The 14,799-nt window shown below is 66.2% G+C and carries 11 protein-coding genes; 6 read left to right on the top strand and 5 right to left on the bottom strand.

Annotated features, from left to right (window positions below; genetic code table 11):
• Positions 1–75: 75 nt before the first annotated feature.
• From IV112_RS15450 to IV112_RS15435, 4 genes are all read right to left on the bottom strand, one after another.
• A complete protein-coding gene (locus IV112_RS15450; protein ID WP_304004804.1) occupies positions 76–2,139 on the bottom strand; it encodes a sensor domain-containing diguanylate cyclase in 2,064 nt (687 codons plus the stop codon).
• A gap of 19 nt (positions 2,140–2,158) precedes the next feature.
• Positions 2,159–3,481: an amino-acid N-acetyltransferase gene (gene argA, locus IV112_RS15445; protein WP_304004801.1), complete on the bottom strand. Its 1,323-nt coding sequence runs from the start codon at positions 3,479–3,481 to the stop codon at positions 2,159–2,161.
• 91 nt (positions 3,482–3,572) lie between these two features.
• The gene (pap, locus tag IV112_RS15440) at positions 3,573–5,048 is read right to left on the bottom strand and encodes a polyphosphate:AMP phosphotransferase (RefSeq protein WP_304004798.1); all 1,476 of its coding nucleotides are present in this window, start codon (positions 5,046–5,048) and stop codon (positions 3,573–3,575) included.
• The gene (locus IV112_RS15435) at positions 5,048–5,770 is read right to left on the bottom strand and encodes a 16S rRNA (uracil(1498)-N(3))-methyltransferase (protein ID WP_304004795.1); all 723 of its coding nucleotides are present in this window, start codon (positions 5,768–5,770) and stop codon (positions 5,048–5,050) included. The genes pap and IV112_RS15435 overlap by 1 nt, the downstream gene beginning before the upstream one ends.
• A 202-nt stretch (positions 5,771–5,972) precedes the next feature.
• On the opposite strand from IV112_RS15435, the gene IV112_RS15430 reads away from it, so the two are divergent.
• Complete coding sequence (locus tag IV112_RS15430; protein ID WP_304004792.1) at positions 5,973–6,773, top strand: inositol monophosphatase family protein; 801 nt, start codon at positions 5,973–5,975, stop codon at positions 6,771–6,773.
• A 7-nt stretch (positions 6,774–6,780) separates the two neighbouring features.
• On the opposite strand, the gene IV112_RS15425 is transcribed toward IV112_RS15430, so the two are convergent.
• On the bottom strand, positions 6,781–7,737 hold the full coding sequence (locus IV112_RS15425) for a LysR family transcriptional regulator (protein ID WP_368500548.1): 957 nt from the start codon (positions 7,735–7,737) through the stop codon (positions 6,781–6,783).
• A gap of 415 nt (positions 7,738–8,152) precedes the next feature.
• Between IV112_RS15425 and IV112_RS15420 the strand changes: the two genes are divergently transcribed.
• From IV112_RS15420 to IV112_RS15400, 5 genes are all read left to right on the top strand, one after another.
• Positions 8,153–9,247 carry a class 1 fructose-bisphosphatase gene (locus IV112_RS15420; RefSeq protein ID WP_020163519.1) on the top strand — a complete coding sequence of 365 codons (1,095 nt, stop codon included), beginning with the start codon at positions 8,153–8,155 and terminating at the stop codon, positions 9,245–9,247.
• Positions 9,248–9,284: 37 nt separating this feature from the next.
• Positions 9,285–10,169: a phosphoribulokinase gene (locus IV112_RS15415; RefSeq protein WP_304004786.1), complete on the top strand. Its 885-nt coding sequence runs from the start codon at positions 9,285–9,287 to the stop codon at positions 10,167–10,169.
• Between the two features lie 142 nt (positions 10,170–10,311).
• On the top strand, positions 10,312–12,333 hold the full coding sequence (gene tkt / locus IV112_RS15410; RefSeq protein WP_304004784.1) for a transketolase: 2,022 nt from the start codon (positions 10,312–10,314) through the stop codon (positions 12,331–12,333).
• Between the two features lie 141 nt (positions 12,334–12,474).
• Complete coding sequence (gene gap, locus IV112_RS15405; protein WP_304004782.1) at positions 12,475–13,491, top strand: type I glyceraldehyde-3-phosphate dehydrogenase; 1,017 nt, start codon at positions 12,475–12,477, stop codon at positions 13,489–13,491.
• 115 nt (positions 13,492–13,606) lie between these two features.
• Positions 13,607–14,773: a phosphoglycerate kinase gene (locus IV112_RS15400; RefSeq protein ID WP_304004779.1), complete on the top strand. Its 1,167-nt coding sequence runs from the start codon at positions 13,607–13,609 to the stop codon at positions 14,771–14,773.
• Positions 14,774–14,799: the final 26 nt, after the last annotated feature.

Here is a 14,799-nt window from a genome sequence, read left to right as displayed (position 1 = left end):
AAACGTTGGATGTATCGAATTCTAGGCCCTGTGCCGGGCGCTGAATCGACATGTTGAATCATGAAGACGGCCGCGTCAGGTGCCGTGCCGCCGCTGCGACATCCGGAATGCGTTCTTGCCGTCGTTCTTTGCCGCGTACATCGCCGAATCCGCGGCGCTGAGCAAGGTTTCGCCGCTGTGCGCGTGCAAGGGATAGATGCCGATGCCGGTACTGGTGGTGACGCAGGCCTGGGCGCCGTCGAACTCGAACACCATGCCGGCGACGCGCTCGCCGATGCGGCGGGCGAGGCCGGTCAGCGCGGTCTCGTCGGTATCCGGCGCGAGCACCGCGAATTCGTCACCGCCGAGGCGGAAGAACATTTCGTTGCGCCGGATGATGGCACCGACGTCGCGCGCCAGCCGCGTCAGCACCTCATCGCCGGCCTGATGGCCGAAACGGTCGTTCACCGGCTTGAAGCCGTCGAGATCGAACAGCAGCAGGCCGAGCTGGGTGCGGCGGCGGGCGGCGTCGGCAATCATCCGTGCGAGCTCCTCGTGGAAGCGGCGACGGTTGTACAGATTGGTCAGCGGATCGCGTTCCGCCATATTAACCAGCGCCTCGGCGGCCCGCCGCTCGGCGGTGACGTCCTCGTAGAGCCAGACGCGGCCGAGGAAGCGGCCGGGCGTGGCCGACGGCACCAGGGCCGACTGCTCGCGGATAATGCGGCCATCGCGCAGCGGAATGTCCTGCGGATCGGTCGGCGCACGCGCGGCCAGTATCGACTTCACGCGCTCGCGGTAGATGTCTTCGTCGGCCCGCAGCACCGCTGTGCGCTCGATCAGCACGGCATCGCGCATGCCGGACAGGTTCTCGTTCTCGGCAAAGCCCCAGATCGTCTTCAGCATCCGGTTGGCGTGCTGGGCGCGGCCATCGCGGTCGACGAAAAGCACGCCCAGCTTGATCAGATCGAGCAGCGCTTCCAGCCGCGAACGCTCTTCCTCGCTGCGCGTCAGGTAGTAGTCGCGCAGGCCCTGTTCGCGGCGCAGCGCGGTCACCGTGTCGAGCAGCTTCAATTCGGCTTCCTTGCGGCTCTGGATGTCGTCGGCCGACACGCGCACGCCGAGGCAGGTACCCGACTCGTCGTAGATGGGCTGCCAGTTCAGTGAAACCCACACGATCGACCCGTCACGGCGCAGCAGCCTCACCTCGAAATTCTCGCCACTGGCGCCGGCCAGCGCGTCGGCCGCGCGGGCGGCAAAAATCTTGCGGTCCTTCTCGTGAATCAGCATGCTCGCCAGATCCTCGGCCAGCAGACAGTCGAGCGGACTGTGCCCGGTCACCCGTTCGATCGAGCGGTTCACCCAGATGAGCCGCCCCTGCGGACTGAACCAAGCCTCGACGCCAAAGGTGAAGTCGGCGATCGCGTGGAAGCGCGACTCGCTCTTGCGCAGCGCGGTGACGCGCTCTTCCAGCGCCTGCACCATCTGGTTGAAGGCGCGCGTCAGCCGGGCCAGCGCGTCGTCGCCGCGCACCGGCAAGGGATCGACCTCTTCGGCGCGACGCAGCGCCACTGCCCGGGTTTCGATCGCGCTGACGCCTTCGAGCACCCCGCCCAGCACCCAGCGCGCCAGCCAGACATGCAGCAGCAACACCAGCCCGCCGAGCGCCAGCGCGCCGTTGCGCAACATGGCCAGCGAGGAGAGCAGCCCCGACAGGTCGACGCTGGCGCGCAGCACACCGACCGGCACACGCCGGCCCGGCTGCAGCAGATCGATGCGCATGTCGTAGCGACCACGCCCGGATTCCAGGGCCTCACGAATACTGCCGTGGGCCGCACCGAGCACGGCCGGACCACCGTCGGCGATCAGGACGCGACCCGCCTCGTCCCGCACCTCGACATAGTCGAGCTGGCCGACGCGCCGGAGCATGCTCACCTCCGCCCCCAGCCGCGCCGGATCAGCGATCAGTGCGGCAGCGAGCCGGGCCTGCATGTCGGCGACGAGGTAATCGATGCGCGCCGACTCCCGCTCGACCAGGTGCATGGAAATGAGGCCGTAAGCCCACAGCAGCGCCACGCACAGCACACCGCCCAGAAGGATGCCGGAGGCGAGCAAGCGCCCCTGCAGCACGCCGATGCGACGTGTCAGAGCACTGAGCATGAGCGGGCTCCGGCTGCGATCACAGGCGTTTTACCAGGACCTTGCTGCGCCGCTGCGGGTTGTAGTTTTCTCGACGCACGCGCGGCAGCGCATCGACACCGGCCTCGACGAACCCCCGCTCGACGAACCAGTGCGCGGTCACCGTGGTGAGCACGAACAGCTGCTTGATCCGCTCGGCGCGAGCACGCGTCTCGACATAGCTCAGGATCTGCTCGCCGTAGCCGTGGCGACGGTATTCCGCCATCACCGCCAGACAGGCCAGCTCAGCCATCTGCTCTTCCGGATAGGGATAGAAGGCGGCGCAGCCCATGATCACTTCGTCGTGTTCGAGCACGCTGAAGCGCTCGATCTCGCGTTCCAGCCGCTCGCGGCCGCGGCTGACCAGCGTGCCGTCGGCCTCCAGCGGTGCGATCAGGCCGGCGATGGCGGGTACGTCGTCCACCCGCGCGTTGCGCATCAGTGCCAGCCGCTCGCGCGAAATGACGCTGCCCACGCCCTGGGTGGTGAAGAATTCGAGCAGCAGTGCGCCATCGAGATCGCGATCGATCATGTGGGCGCGCGCCACGCCCAGCTTCACCGCGCGGATGGCGCGCGGCAGGTAGAGCCCGAGATCTTCGGTAATGCCGCGCCCGGCCTTGAGCCACTGCGCCGCTTCGTCGGCGGTCAGCTCGGGCACCAGCGCGCCCTGTTCGTCGACGATGCCCGGCGCGTCGCACAGGTAGATGAGCTTGGTCGCCTGCAGCGCGACGGCGACCGATTCGGCCACCTCTTCCATGCTCAGGTTGAACACCTCGCCGGTCAGCGAGTAACCGTAGGGCTGCATCAGTACGATGTCGCTGTCGGCCAGCGCGTCGTTCAGCGCCTCGACATCGACCTTGCGTACGGTGCCGGTGTAACCATGGTCGATGCCATCGACCACGCCCACCGGGCGCGCGGTCAGGAAATTGCCGGAGGCAACCTCGATCGTGCTGCCGGCCATCGGCGTGTTCGGCAAGCCCTGCGAGAACAGCGCCTCGACGTCGATGCGAATGGCGCCATTGGCGCGCTTGACGCAGTCCATCGCCTGCGCGTCGGTGACCCGCAAGCCCTTGTGATAGCGCGGCGGCAGGCCGCGTGCGGCCAGTTCCTCCTCGATCTGCGGGCGGGCCCCTACCACTAGCACCAGCTTGATGCCGAGCGCGGCGAGCAGGTTGCAGTCCTGCACCAGCGAATTGGCCAGCGGCCCCTGCAGCACCTCGCCGCCGACCGCGATGACGAAGGTTCGACCGCCGAAGGCGTGGATGTAGGGCGCGGCACTGCGCACCCAGGCAACGAAACGCGGCGAGTCGGGATCGGCGTGCATGCGGGTTCCGATGGGAAAATTCAACGAATTCTAGCCGAGCGCGCGCCAGCGGACGCGCCGCAGAACTTGCGTTGTCTCAATTCCGGCACGTTCAGCCCAGTTCCGACTCGAGGCGATCGCACAGGGCGTCGAGTATGGCCAGCCGCGCACGGTACTTGTCGTCGGCGGACACCACGTTCCACGGCGCCTGCTCGGTGTGCGTGCGCACCAGCATGTCCTGCACCGCGGGCACGTACTGCGACCACTTGTCACGGTTGCGCCAGTCCTCGGGCGTGATCTTGAAACGCTTGAAGCGCTGGCGCCCGCGCTCGTTGAAACGGCGCAGCTGCTCGTCGGAACTGACTTCGAGCCAGAACTTGCAGACGATGATGCCGTGTTCGGTCCACTCCTGTTCGAACGCGTTGATCTCCTCGAAGGCACGCGACCAGTCGGCTTCCACGGCAAAGCCCTCGACCCGCTCGACCAGCACGCGGCCATACCAGGAGCGGTCGAACAGCGAAACCCGGCCATCGCGCGGCACGTCACGCCAGAAGCGCCACAGCCACGGATAGAGGCGCTCGTGCTCGGTCGGCGCCGCCACCGGGTGCACACGGTAATTGCGCGCATCGAGCGCGTGCGTGATGCGGCGTATCGCGCCGCCCTTGCCGGCGGCGTCCATGCCTTCGAACACCACCGCCAGCGCGCGCCGGGCAAAGGCCGGATGGCGCAACAGCAGGTTGAGCCGGCCCTGCAGGCGTTCGAGTTCGGGCTGATAGTCGTCCTTGCGCATCGGCTTGGACGGTGCACGCGCGGGCTGAGCCGGCTGTTCGCTCGGCACCACCAGCGGAGGCAGCGCCGGCGCAAGTGGCTTGCGCGGCCCCGCCAGCGCTTCTCGGAGCGCCTTCAGGACGATGCGGCCGACCACCAGTTCGGTCTGCGCGGCGTCGCTTGCGTCGACCAGGTGCCAGGGCGCATGCGAGGTGTCCGACAGCCGGATCGCCTCTTCCGCCACCTTGCAGATGCGCTTGTGCCGGCGATTCGCACGCCAGTCCTCGGCAGTCACCCGCCAACGCGTCGCCGCGTCACGCTCCAGCGCACGGAAGTGCGCACGCTGACGGTCGGCATCGAGGTGCAGCCAGAACTTCAGCAGCACCGCGCCTTCCATCGCCAGCATGCGTTCGAAGCGCTGGATCTCGTGCAGGGTGTGCCAGAAGGCGCGCCGCTTGATCCGGCGCTCGACGCGGGCGTTGATCGCCTCGCTGTACCAGCCCTCAAAGATCATCGCGGTACGACCGCGCGACGGCAGCGCCTGCCAGTAGCGCCACATGTGCGGTCGCTGCCGTTCCGCCTCGTCGCGCGGCCCGAAGGCACTGGTGCGGATGTGACGGGGGTCCATCCATTCGTTCAGCGTATTGACCAGGCGTCCGCGTCCGGCACCAGCCACACCGGCGATCAGCAGCACGACCGGCGTACGCCCCTGTTCCAGTATCGAGTACTGGGCGTCGAGCAGATCGGCACGCAATCTGGACACCGCGCGTTCGAGCCGGGCTTCGTCCAGCGGGGCGACGGCAGGCAGCGCATCGAACATCAGAAATCTCCGATCAGGGTATTCAGTGCCGACAGCACGGCAACGCCCGCCGTCTCCGTGCGCAGCACGCGCGGCCCCAGCGTCAACGCGGCAAAGCCGGCAGCGCGCGCAGCGGCCAGTTCGTCGGCATCGAAGCCGCCCTCCGGTCCGATCAGCACGGTAATGGGTTCATCGGCGCGCAGCCCGGCCGACTTCAGCGGCACGCCGCCTTCCGGGTGCAGCAGCAGGCGCTGCCCGCTCGCGGCCGCAAGCGCCTGCGGCAAGGTCAGCACGGGCTGTACCTCGGGCACGCAATTACGGCCGCACTGTTCGCAGGCCGACACCGCCACCTGCTGCCAGTGCTCGACCCGCCGCTGCGCACGCTCGCCGGCCAGCTTGACCACGGCGCGCCGGCTGGCCACCGGTTGCACCCGCGCCACACCGAGCTCGACCGCCTTCTGTACGATCCAGTCCATCTTGTCGGCGGCGGCGAGGCATTGCAGCAGCGTGACGTCGAGCGCGGACTCGCGCTGTGGCGTCGATTCGGCGCCGACCGCGGCATCGACACTGCGACCGTTGCGCACCAGGCGGGCGGCGAATTCGCTGCCGCGACCGTCGAACAGCGTGATCGCATCGCCGTCGGTCAGGCGCAGCACACGGTCGATGTGATGCGCCACCGGCGCCGGCAAGGTGATCGTTCCGGCCGGTTCCGCGGGCAAGGGACAAAAGAAGCGTGGAATCATCGTGTTATATTTGTGCACTGCAAGAACACCCGCCGGCGAGGCTTTTTGCACCGTCGGCGACGATCGGCCCCTCATGGTCGGAATGTCCGTAACCGTTATGGCATCAGGGCATCCGACGACGGGCTGCCGCCGCGAACGATACTGCCACGCCAGCCGGCCGGAGTGCTTCCGGCGTCGCGACGCGGCTCACTGACGAACGACCATGAGCTCAACCACACTGCTACAGATCGTCGACACCGCACGCAGCGTCGCCCGCGAGGTGATCATGCCGCACTTCCTGACCGCGCAGCGCAACCAGAAGGACGACGGCAGCCTGTTCACCGTGGTCGATCTGGCAGCACAGGAAGCGCTGATCGAACGACTGCCCCGCATCATCGACCGCCCGGTTCTCGGCGAGGAAATGCCGGAGTCAGTGCAGTTGCGCTTGTGGCACGAAGGTCACGACGGCATCTGGTGCATAGACCCGATCGACGGCACCACCAACTTCGTCAACGGCATCCCCTTCTTCGGCGTCGCGATCGCGTACATCGAGGAGGGCCGCACGCGCCACGGCGTCGTCTACAACCCGATGACCGACGAAGCCTTCTACGCGGAAGAAGGTGGCGGTGCCTTTCTCAACGGCAATGCGCTGCCGCTGCGCACGCCGGCGCGCCATCTGCTGGATGCGGTGGCAGGCGTCGATTTCAAACGGATTCCGAAGGCACTTGGCGACGCACTGGCCACCCAGTCGCCCTTCTACTCGCAGCGCAACTTCGGTTCCAGCGCGCTCGAATGGTGCTTCATTGCCGCCGCCAGGCTGGACGTTTACCTGCACGGTGGCCAGATGATGTGGGACTTTGCCGCCGGCAGCCTGATCGCCGCCGAAGCCGGTGCACGCTGCTCGATGCTGGATGGCGAGCCGCTGGACATGGCGCCTGGCCGCAAGACGCCGGTGGTGGTCGGCGCCAGCGCCGACCTCTACCGTGAATGGATGGACTGGCTGGCCGCACACGGCGGCCGCTGATCTGTCCTCAGGGGTGGTGCACCGGCAGATGGACCGGCGCCACCTGCGAATTCACCAGCCGCCCCCCCTCGTGCATCAGGAAATCACGTAGCGCGAGGGCGGCAGGCAACAGATTCTTGCGATCCCTGTATACAACGTGCCAGTTGCGCACGATGGGCGTGCCGGGCGCCGCGATGCGGCACAGCACGCCGGTGCGCAGTTCGAGCTGGCAGGTGTGCTCGGACAGGAAGGCCAGGCCCATGCCGGCGATGGCCGCCTGCTTGATGATTTCATTGCTGGGCAGTTCGATGATTTCGGCCGGGCGTATGCCCTGCTCGACCAGATAGCTTTCCTGCGTCACCCGCGTACCGGACCCCCGTTCGCGGATCAGGAAGGCCTCCTTGCCCAGATCGTCGGCCGTGACGGTGCGACCACCGGCCAGCGGATGGCCCTCGCACGCCAGCACCGACAGCGGGTGTTCGGCAAAGACATGCGCCTCGCAGCCCAGCGCTGCCGGTGGGCGGCCCATGATGGCGATGTCGATCAGGTTGTCTTCGAGATGACGGAAGATGTCGTCGCGGTTGTGCAGGGAGATGCGGACCTGCACGTCCGGGTAACGCTCGCGGAAAGCCATCAGCAGACGCGGGGCGACGTATTTGGCGGTACTGACCACGCCGACCGACACCAGGCCCGAATGTCCGCTCGCCATCTGCGCCAGCGCGGCCTCGGCCTCCGCCAACTGGTGGTCGATGGCGCGCGCGTGCCGGGCGATCTCCATGCCGACTTCGGTCACGCGCAACTTCTTGCCCAGGGTCTCGATCAGAGGAAGGCCGATCAGCCCGTCCAGCGCCTTCACCTGCATCGAAACTGCCGGCTGCGTCAGATGCAGTTCTTCCGCGGCGCGGGAAATCGAGCCCAGTCGTGCGACCGCCTCGAATATTCTCAACTGGCGGAGAGACACCCCGCGCGTCCATTGTGTCGCCATATCAGTCTAAATAAGAATGTTTGATCGATCTTATCAAAACAACTTATTTTCAACCAAGGCCAGTTCCAGATATATTGCACTGCAACAGCAACGGAAACGCAGCGAATACCGCCTCGCAGGCACTGCAAACCGAAGCGACCAGTTTAGCGTCAAAGCCTGTCAGCTCAACAAAAACGGACAGGTGACCCAGGCTCCTCCTCCACAACCTTGTTTGTGGATTCATACCCCGGCTCGCAAGAGTCCGGGGTATTTTTTTGCATTGCACACTCTGTTGCAACGAACGGAACACATCGCTCCGGCGGCGCAGCAACACCCCTCCTGCACGACTTCCCGAGTGCCTTGGCCGAACCGCATGTGACAGCGATCGCGCGCTGCGGCTACGATGGAATCGACACCGGGACCCGAGGAGGCTGCCATGAGTGAAGGGCGCAAGACCCTGACGCGTTACACCATCGAGGCGCAGCAGCGCCACCCGCACGCCAGCGGGATCTTTTCCAGCCTGCTGAACGCCGTGGCCACCGCGGTGAAAATCATCGCCAATCACGTGAACAAGGGCGCGCTGGTCGGTTCGCTCGGCAGCTTCGAAGCCGTCGGCAGCGGCGCCGCCATCAATCTGTCCGGTCGCGTCACGCAGAAGCTCGACACCATCGCCAACGAGGCGATGCAGCGCGAGTGCGAATGGGGAGGCCATCTGGCCGCGTTGGCGCCGGAGGGTCTGGAAGGCTTCATCCCGACACCGGACGAGCCGCCGCGCGGCAAATACCTGCTGCTGTTCGATGCGCTCGATTGCAGCAACAACATCGACGTGAACCTGACCGTAGGCAGTCTGTTTTCGGTGTTGCACGCGCCGAACCCGGGCGCCGAACCGCAGTTGTCCGATTTCCTGCAGCCGGGCACCGAACAGGTGTGCGCCGGTTTCGCGCTGTACGGCCCGTCGACGATGCTGGTGCTGACCACCGGCGAGGGCGTGGACGGCTTTACGCTCGATCGCGACATCGGCGCCTTCATCCTCACGCACCCGCAGATGCGGATTCCCGAGCACACGACCGAATTCGCGATCAACGCGTCGAAGTCGCGTTTCTGGGAGCCACCGGTCAAGCGCTACGTCGAGGAATGTCTGGCCGGCCAGACCGGACCGCGCGGCGAGGATTTCAACATGCGCTGGATCGCCTCGCTGGTGGCGGAAACCTTCCGCGTGCTGACGCGCGGCGGCGTCATCATGTATCCGGAAGACACGATGCAGAGCGCGTCGCCGGGCCGCATTTCGCTGATGTATGAGGCGAATCCGATCGCCTTCCTGATCGAACAGGCAGGCGGCGAAGCCACCAACGGTCGGCAGCGCATCATGGAACTGACGCCGCGCAGCCTGCAGAGCCGCACGCCGCTGATCTTCGGCTCGCGCGAGGAGGTGCGCCGCATCGTCCAGTACCACACGGAAAGCGACCAGGGACTCGATCGGGAATACACTTCGCCGCTCTTCAACGTGCGCGGCCTGTTCTCGGCGCTCTGAGCGGTCGCGCGCACCAGCCCACGGGAAAGTACTCCGGATGTCCGCCCGCCACCCTGTCATCGCGATCACCGGCTCATCGGGTGCCGGCACGAGCACGGTCACGCGCACCTTCCAGCACATCTTCCGCCGCGAAGGCGTCAACCCGGTCATCGTCGAAGGCGACGCCTTCCATCGCTACGACCGCGAGGAAATGAAGGCAGCGATGGCGCGCGAGGCCGCCGCCGGCAACGAACACTTCAGCCACTTCGGTCCGGACGCCAATCTGTTCGAGGAACTGGAGACGCTGTTCCGCCAGTACGGCAACGACGGTAGCGGGCGCATCCGCAAATACCTGCACAACGAGTGTGAAGCCGCTCCCTATCAGCAGGCGCCCGGCACCTTCACGCCGTGGGAGGACATCCCAGCCGGCACTGACATCCTGTTCTACGAGGGCCTGCATGGCGCGGTGAAGACGGACAAGGTCGATGTCGCCCAGCATGTCGATCTGCGGATCGGCGTGGTGCCCATCATCAATCTGGAGTGGATACAGAAGCTGCATCGCGACCGCGAACAGCGCGGTTACACGACCGAGGCGGTGACCGACACCATCCTCCGCCGGATGCCCGAGTACGTGCACTTCATCTGTTCGCAGTTCGAGAACACGCACATCAACTTCCAGCGCGTACCGATGGTGGATACGTCCAACCCCTTCATCGCGCGCTCGATTCCGACGCCGGAAGAATCAATGGTGGTGATCCGCTTCGCCAACCCGCGCGGCATCGATTTCCAGTACCTGCTGGCGATGATGGGCGGCGCCTTCATGTCGCGCGCCAACACCATTGTGATTCCCGGCGGCAAGATCGACCTGGCGATGCAGCTCATCTTCACGCCGCTCATCCTGCGACTGGTCGAGAACGGCCGCAAAGCGCGCGCTCGCTACTGAAAAGCACGGCAACGCCGCTGTTGCCGCCACTGCTCCACCCCGATCGCCGGCAGATCCGCGCCCTTCCTGCGCCGCAGCACGGCTGGCGTGACCCCTTGTTTTCGCGGATAATTGCGGGTTTTTCCGGCCGGAACCCCCTCTGATGAGCGCGCCCTCCATCACCCCGAAAGCAGGCTTCAACCCGATCACCGGCGCAATCCGCGCCCTGGCGATGGACGCCGTGCAGAAAGCCAATTCCGGTCACCCCGGCGCCCCGATGGGCATGGCAGAGATCGCCGAAGTGCTGTGGCGTCACCACCTGAAGCACAACCCGGCCAACCCGAACTGGGCTGACCGCGACCGCTTCGTGCTGTCGAATGGCCACGGCTCGATGCTGCTGTACGCGCTGCTGCACCTCTCCGGCTACGACCTGTCGATCGACGACATCAAGTCCTTCCGCCAGCTGCACTCGAAGACGCCAGGCCACCCGGAGCACGGCTACGCGCCGGGCGTCGAAACCACCACCGGCCCGCTGGGCCAGGGTCTTGCGAACGCGGTCGGCATGGCGATCGCCGAACGGGCGATGGCGGCGCAGTTCAACCGCCCCGGCCACACGGTGGTCGACCACTACACCTATGCCTTTGCCGGTGACGGCTGCCTGATGGAAGGCATCTCGCACGAGGCGTGTTCGCTGGCCGGCACCCAGGGTCTGGGCAAGCTGATCGTGTTCTACGACGACAACGGCATTTCGATCGACGGCCACGTCAAGGGCTGGTTCGCCGACGACACGCCGAAGCGCTTCGAAGCCTACGGCTGGCAGGTCATCCCGGCGGTCGACGGCCATGACGCCGCCGCCATCGACGCCGCCATCCGCGCCGCCAAGGCCGACACGGCGCGCCCGACGCTGATCTGCTGCCGCACGGTCATCGGCCTCGGTTCGCCGAACAAGGCCGGCGGTCACGACGTGCACGGCGCGCCGCTCGGCGCCGCCGAAATCGAGGCCGCCCGCGCCCACATTGGCTGGACGCACGCACCGTTCGAGATTCCGGCCGACGTGTACGCCGCCTGGGATGGCCGTCCGGCCGGCAAGAAGGCGGAAGAGGAATGGTCCGCCCGCTTCACCGCCTACAGCGCCGAACACCCGGAACTGGCCGCCGAATTCACCCGCCGCATGCGCGGCACGCTGCCCGACAACTTCGAAGAGGTGGTCGCCGACACGATCGCGAAGTTCGACGGCAAGGCCGAGAACATCGCCAGCCGCAAGGCCAGCCAGAACTGCATCGAAGCGTTCGCGCCGGCATTGCCGGAGCTGCTGGGCGGCTCGGCCGACCTGGCCGGTTCCAACCTGACGCTGTGGTCCGGCTCCAAGGGCATCTCGCCGAAGAACCCGGGCGGCAACTACATCTACTACGGCGTGCGCGAATTCGGCATGGCGGCCATCGCCAACGGCATTGCGCTGCATGGCGGCTTCATCCCCTATACCGCCACCTTCCTGATGTTCTCCGAGTACGCGCGCAACGCGCTGCGCATGGCGGCGCTGATGAAGGTGCGTCAGGTGTTCGTGTTCACGCACGACTCGATCGGCCTCGGCGAAGACGGCCCGACCCACCAGCCGGTGGAACAGACCGCCACGCTGCGCCTGATGCCGAACATGGACGTCTGGCGTCCGTGCGACACGGTTGAATCCGCCGTGGCTTGGGCCAGTGCGATCAAGCGTGCCGACGGCCCGACCTCGATGATGTTCTCGCGCCAGAACCTGCCGCACGTTCCGCGCGACGCCGCGACCACCGCCGCCATCGCGCGCGGTGGTTACGTGCTGTCCGATGCGGCCGGCAAGGTGGAAGCCGTGCTGATCGCCACGGGCTCGGAAGTATCTCTGGCACTGGCCGCACAGAAGACGCTGGAAGCGGAAGGCATCACGGTGCGCGTGGTGTCGATGCCGTCGACCAGCGTGTTCGACCGTCAGGACGCCGCCTGGCGCGAAACCGTGCTGCCGCGCGGCATTCCGCGCGTCGCGGTGGAAGCGGGCGTGACCGATCTGTGGCGCAAGTACGTCGGTCTCGAAGGCGCCGTGGTGGGTCTGGACCACTTCGGCGAGTCCGCTCCGGCCGGCGAGCTGTACAAGGCTTTCGGCATCACCGCCGACGCGGTGGCGCAGGCGGCACGACAACTGCTTGGCAGGTAAGCGCCGACGCGGCGGAATGAAGTCCCGATCCGCCGCGTTTGCGTTTCCAAATGCCAATTTAGGCGCAGCGCAGCCACAAGTTGCGCCGCACAATCGAAGACTTTTCTTGAATCCACACCCAACGGAGAGGGAGTTGCTGAAATGACGATCAAGGTTGCGATCAATGGTTACGGGCGTATCGGCCGCAATGTGCTGCGTGCGCACTACGAAGGCGGCAAGCGCCACGACATCGAGATCGTCGCGATCAACGACCTCGGCGACCCGAAGACCAACGCGCACCTGACGCAGTACGACACCGCGCACGGCAAGTTCCCGGGCACGGTCAGCGTCGACGGCGACTACATGGTGGTGAATGGCGACAAGATCCGCGTGCTGGCCAACCGCAACCCGGCCGAACTGCCGTGGGGCGAACTGGGCGTCGACGTGGTGATGGAATGCACCGGCTTCTTCACCACCAAGGAAAAGGCCTCGGCCCACCTGAAGGGCGGCGCCAAGAAGGTGATCATTTCCGCCCCGGGCGGCAAGGACGTGGACGCCACCGTCGTCTATGGCGTGAACCACGGCGTGCTGAAGGCCACCGACACCGTCATTTCGAACGCCAGCTGCACGACCAACTGCCTGGCGCCGCTGGCCAAGCCGCTGAACGACAAGATCGGCATCGAAACCGGCCTGATGACCACCATCCATGCCTTCACTAACGACCAGGTGCTGACCGACGTCTATCACGAAGACCTGCGCCGCGCCCGCAGCGCCACGCAGTCGATGATCCCGACCAAGACCGGCGCCGCCGCCGCGGTCGGTCTGGTGCTGCCGGAACTGAATGGCAAGCTGGACGGTTTCGCGATGCGCGTGCCGACCATCAACGTGTCGGTGGTCGACCTGACCTTCACCGCCAAGCGCGCCACCACGGTGGATGAAGTGAACGCCATCCTGAAGGCCGCATCGGAAGGCGAACTGGCCGGCATCCTCGGCTATAACACGCTGCCGCTGGTGAGCATCGACTTCAACCACGATCCGCGTTCGAGCGTGTTCGACTCGACCCAGACCCGCGTGTCGGCCGACGGCAAGCTGGTCAAGGTGCTGTCCTGGTACGACAACGAGTGGGGCTTCTCCAACCGCATGCTGGACACCACCGTCGCGCTGATGAGCGCCAAGTAAGGACACGGCATCGACGAGCGGGGTTCGGGCGCGTGCGCCCCTGCCCCGCTTCGTTTTTCCCCTTCCCGAAAATCCACTCGATCACGCTCATCACGCACCGCGCGGAGGATTCATCATGCAGTTCAAGCGACTTTCCGATCTCGATCTCAAGGGCAAGCGGGTATTCATCCGCTCCGACCTGAACGTACCGCAGGACGACGCCGGCAATATCACCGAAGACACGCGCATCCGCGCCTCGCTGCCGGCCATCCGCGCCGCCCGCGACGCCGGCGCCGCCGTCATGGTCACCTCCCACCTCGGTCGTCCGACCGAAGGCGAACTGAAGCCGGAAGACTCGCTGGCGCCGATCGCCCGCCGCATGTCGGAACTGCTGGGCTTCGAAGTGAAGCTGGTGGCGAACTGGGTCGATGGCGTGCAGGTCGCGCCGGGCGAAGTGGTGCTGCTGGAGAACTGCCGCGCCAACAAGGGCGAGAAGAAGTGCGACGATGCGCTGTCGAAGAAGCTCGCCGCGCTGTGCGACGTGTGGGTGAACGACGCCTTCGGCACCGCTCACCGTGCCGAAGCGACCACCTTCGGCATGGGCCAGTACGCCCCGATCGCCTGCGCCGGCCCGCTGATGGCGAGCGAGCTGGACGCGCTGGGCAAGGCGCTGGGCCAGCCGGCCCGCCCGCTGGCGGCCATCGTCGCCGGTTCCAAGGTATCGACCAAGCTCACGCTGCTGGAAAACCTGGCCGACAAGGTCGACCAGCTCATCGTCGGCGGCGGCATCGCCAACACCTTCCTGCTGGCTGCCGGCAAGAAGATCGGCAAGTCGCTGGCCGAAGCCGACCTGGTCGACGCTGCAAAGCGCGTGATGGCCAAGACGAACGTGCCGCTGCCGGAAGATGTCGTATGTGCGAAGGCCTTCGCCGCCGACGCCGAAGCCACGGTCAAGGCGGTCGATGACGTGGCCGACGACGACATGATTCTGGACATCGGTCCGAAGGCCGCGGCCAAGCTGGCGGAAACGCTGAAGGCCGCCGGTACGGTCGTGTGGAACGGCCCGGTCGGCGTGTTCGAGTTCGACGCATTCGGTCACGGCACCGAAACGGTGGCCCGCGCGATCGCCGAATCGAAGGCCTATTCGATCGCAGGTGGTGGCGACACGCTCGCCGCCATCGCAAAATACGGGATTGCCGACCAGGTGAGCTATATCTCGACCGGCGGCGGCGCCTTCCTCGAATTCCTCGAGGGCAAGACGCTGCCGGCAGTCGATATCCTGCTCAAGCGCGCCAACGGCTGAACATTACAGAACGCGCATACAAAACA

Source organism: Methyloversatilis discipulorum (assembly GCF_018780585.1).
GTDB classification, from domain to species: Bacteria; Pseudomonadota; Gammaproteobacteria; order Burkholderiales; family Rhodocyclaceae; genus Methyloversatilis; species Methyloversatilis discipulorum_B.
This window is presented reverse-complemented; position numbering and strand designations above follow the sequence as displayed.

What these genes read in the sequence shown, in the direction of transcription:
- IV112_RS15450 (WP_304004804.1), bottom strand. Translation starts at nt 2,139, where the DNA reads ATGCTCAGTGCTCTGACACGTCGCATCGGCGTGCTGCAGGGGCGCTTG.
- argA (WP_304004801.1), bottom strand. Translation starts at nt 3,481, where the DNA reads ATGCACGCCGATCCCGACTCGCCGCGTTTCGTTGCCTGGGTGCGCAGT.
- pap (WP_304004798.1), bottom strand. Translation starts at nt 5,048, where the DNA reads ATGTTCGATGCGCTGCCTGCCGTCGCCCCGCTGGACGAAGCCCGGCTC.
- IV112_RS15435 (WP_304004795.1), bottom strand. Translation starts at nt 5,770, where the DNA reads ATGATTCCACGCTTCTTTTGTCCCTTGCCCGCGGAACCGGCCGGAACG.
- IV112_RS15430 (WP_304004792.1), top strand. Translation starts at nt 5,973, where the DNA reads ATGAGCTCAACCACACTGCTACAGATCGTCGACACCGCACGCAGCGTC.
- IV112_RS15425 (WP_368500548.1), bottom strand. Translation starts at nt 7,737, where the DNA reads ATGGCGACACAATGGACGCGCGGGGTGTCTCTCCGCCAGTTGAGAATA.
- IV112_RS15420 (WP_020163519.1), top strand. Translation starts at nt 8,153, where the DNA reads ATGAGTGAAGGGCGCAAGACCCTGACGCGTTACACCATCGAGGCGCAG.
- IV112_RS15415 (WP_304004786.1), top strand. Translation starts at nt 9,285, where the DNA reads ATGTCCGCCCGCCACCCTGTCATCGCGATCACCGGCTCATCGGGTGCC.
- tkt (WP_304004784.1), top strand. Translation starts at nt 10,312, where the DNA reads ATGAGCGCGCCCTCCATCACCCCGAAAGCAGGCTTCAACCCGATCACC.
- gap (WP_304004782.1), top strand. Translation starts at nt 12,475, where the DNA reads ATGACGATCAAGGTTGCGATCAATGGTTACGGGCGTATCGGCCGCAAT.
- IV112_RS15400 (WP_304004779.1), top strand. Translation starts at nt 13,607, where the DNA reads ATGCAGTTCAAGCGACTTTCCGATCTCGATCTCAAGGGCAAGCGGGTA.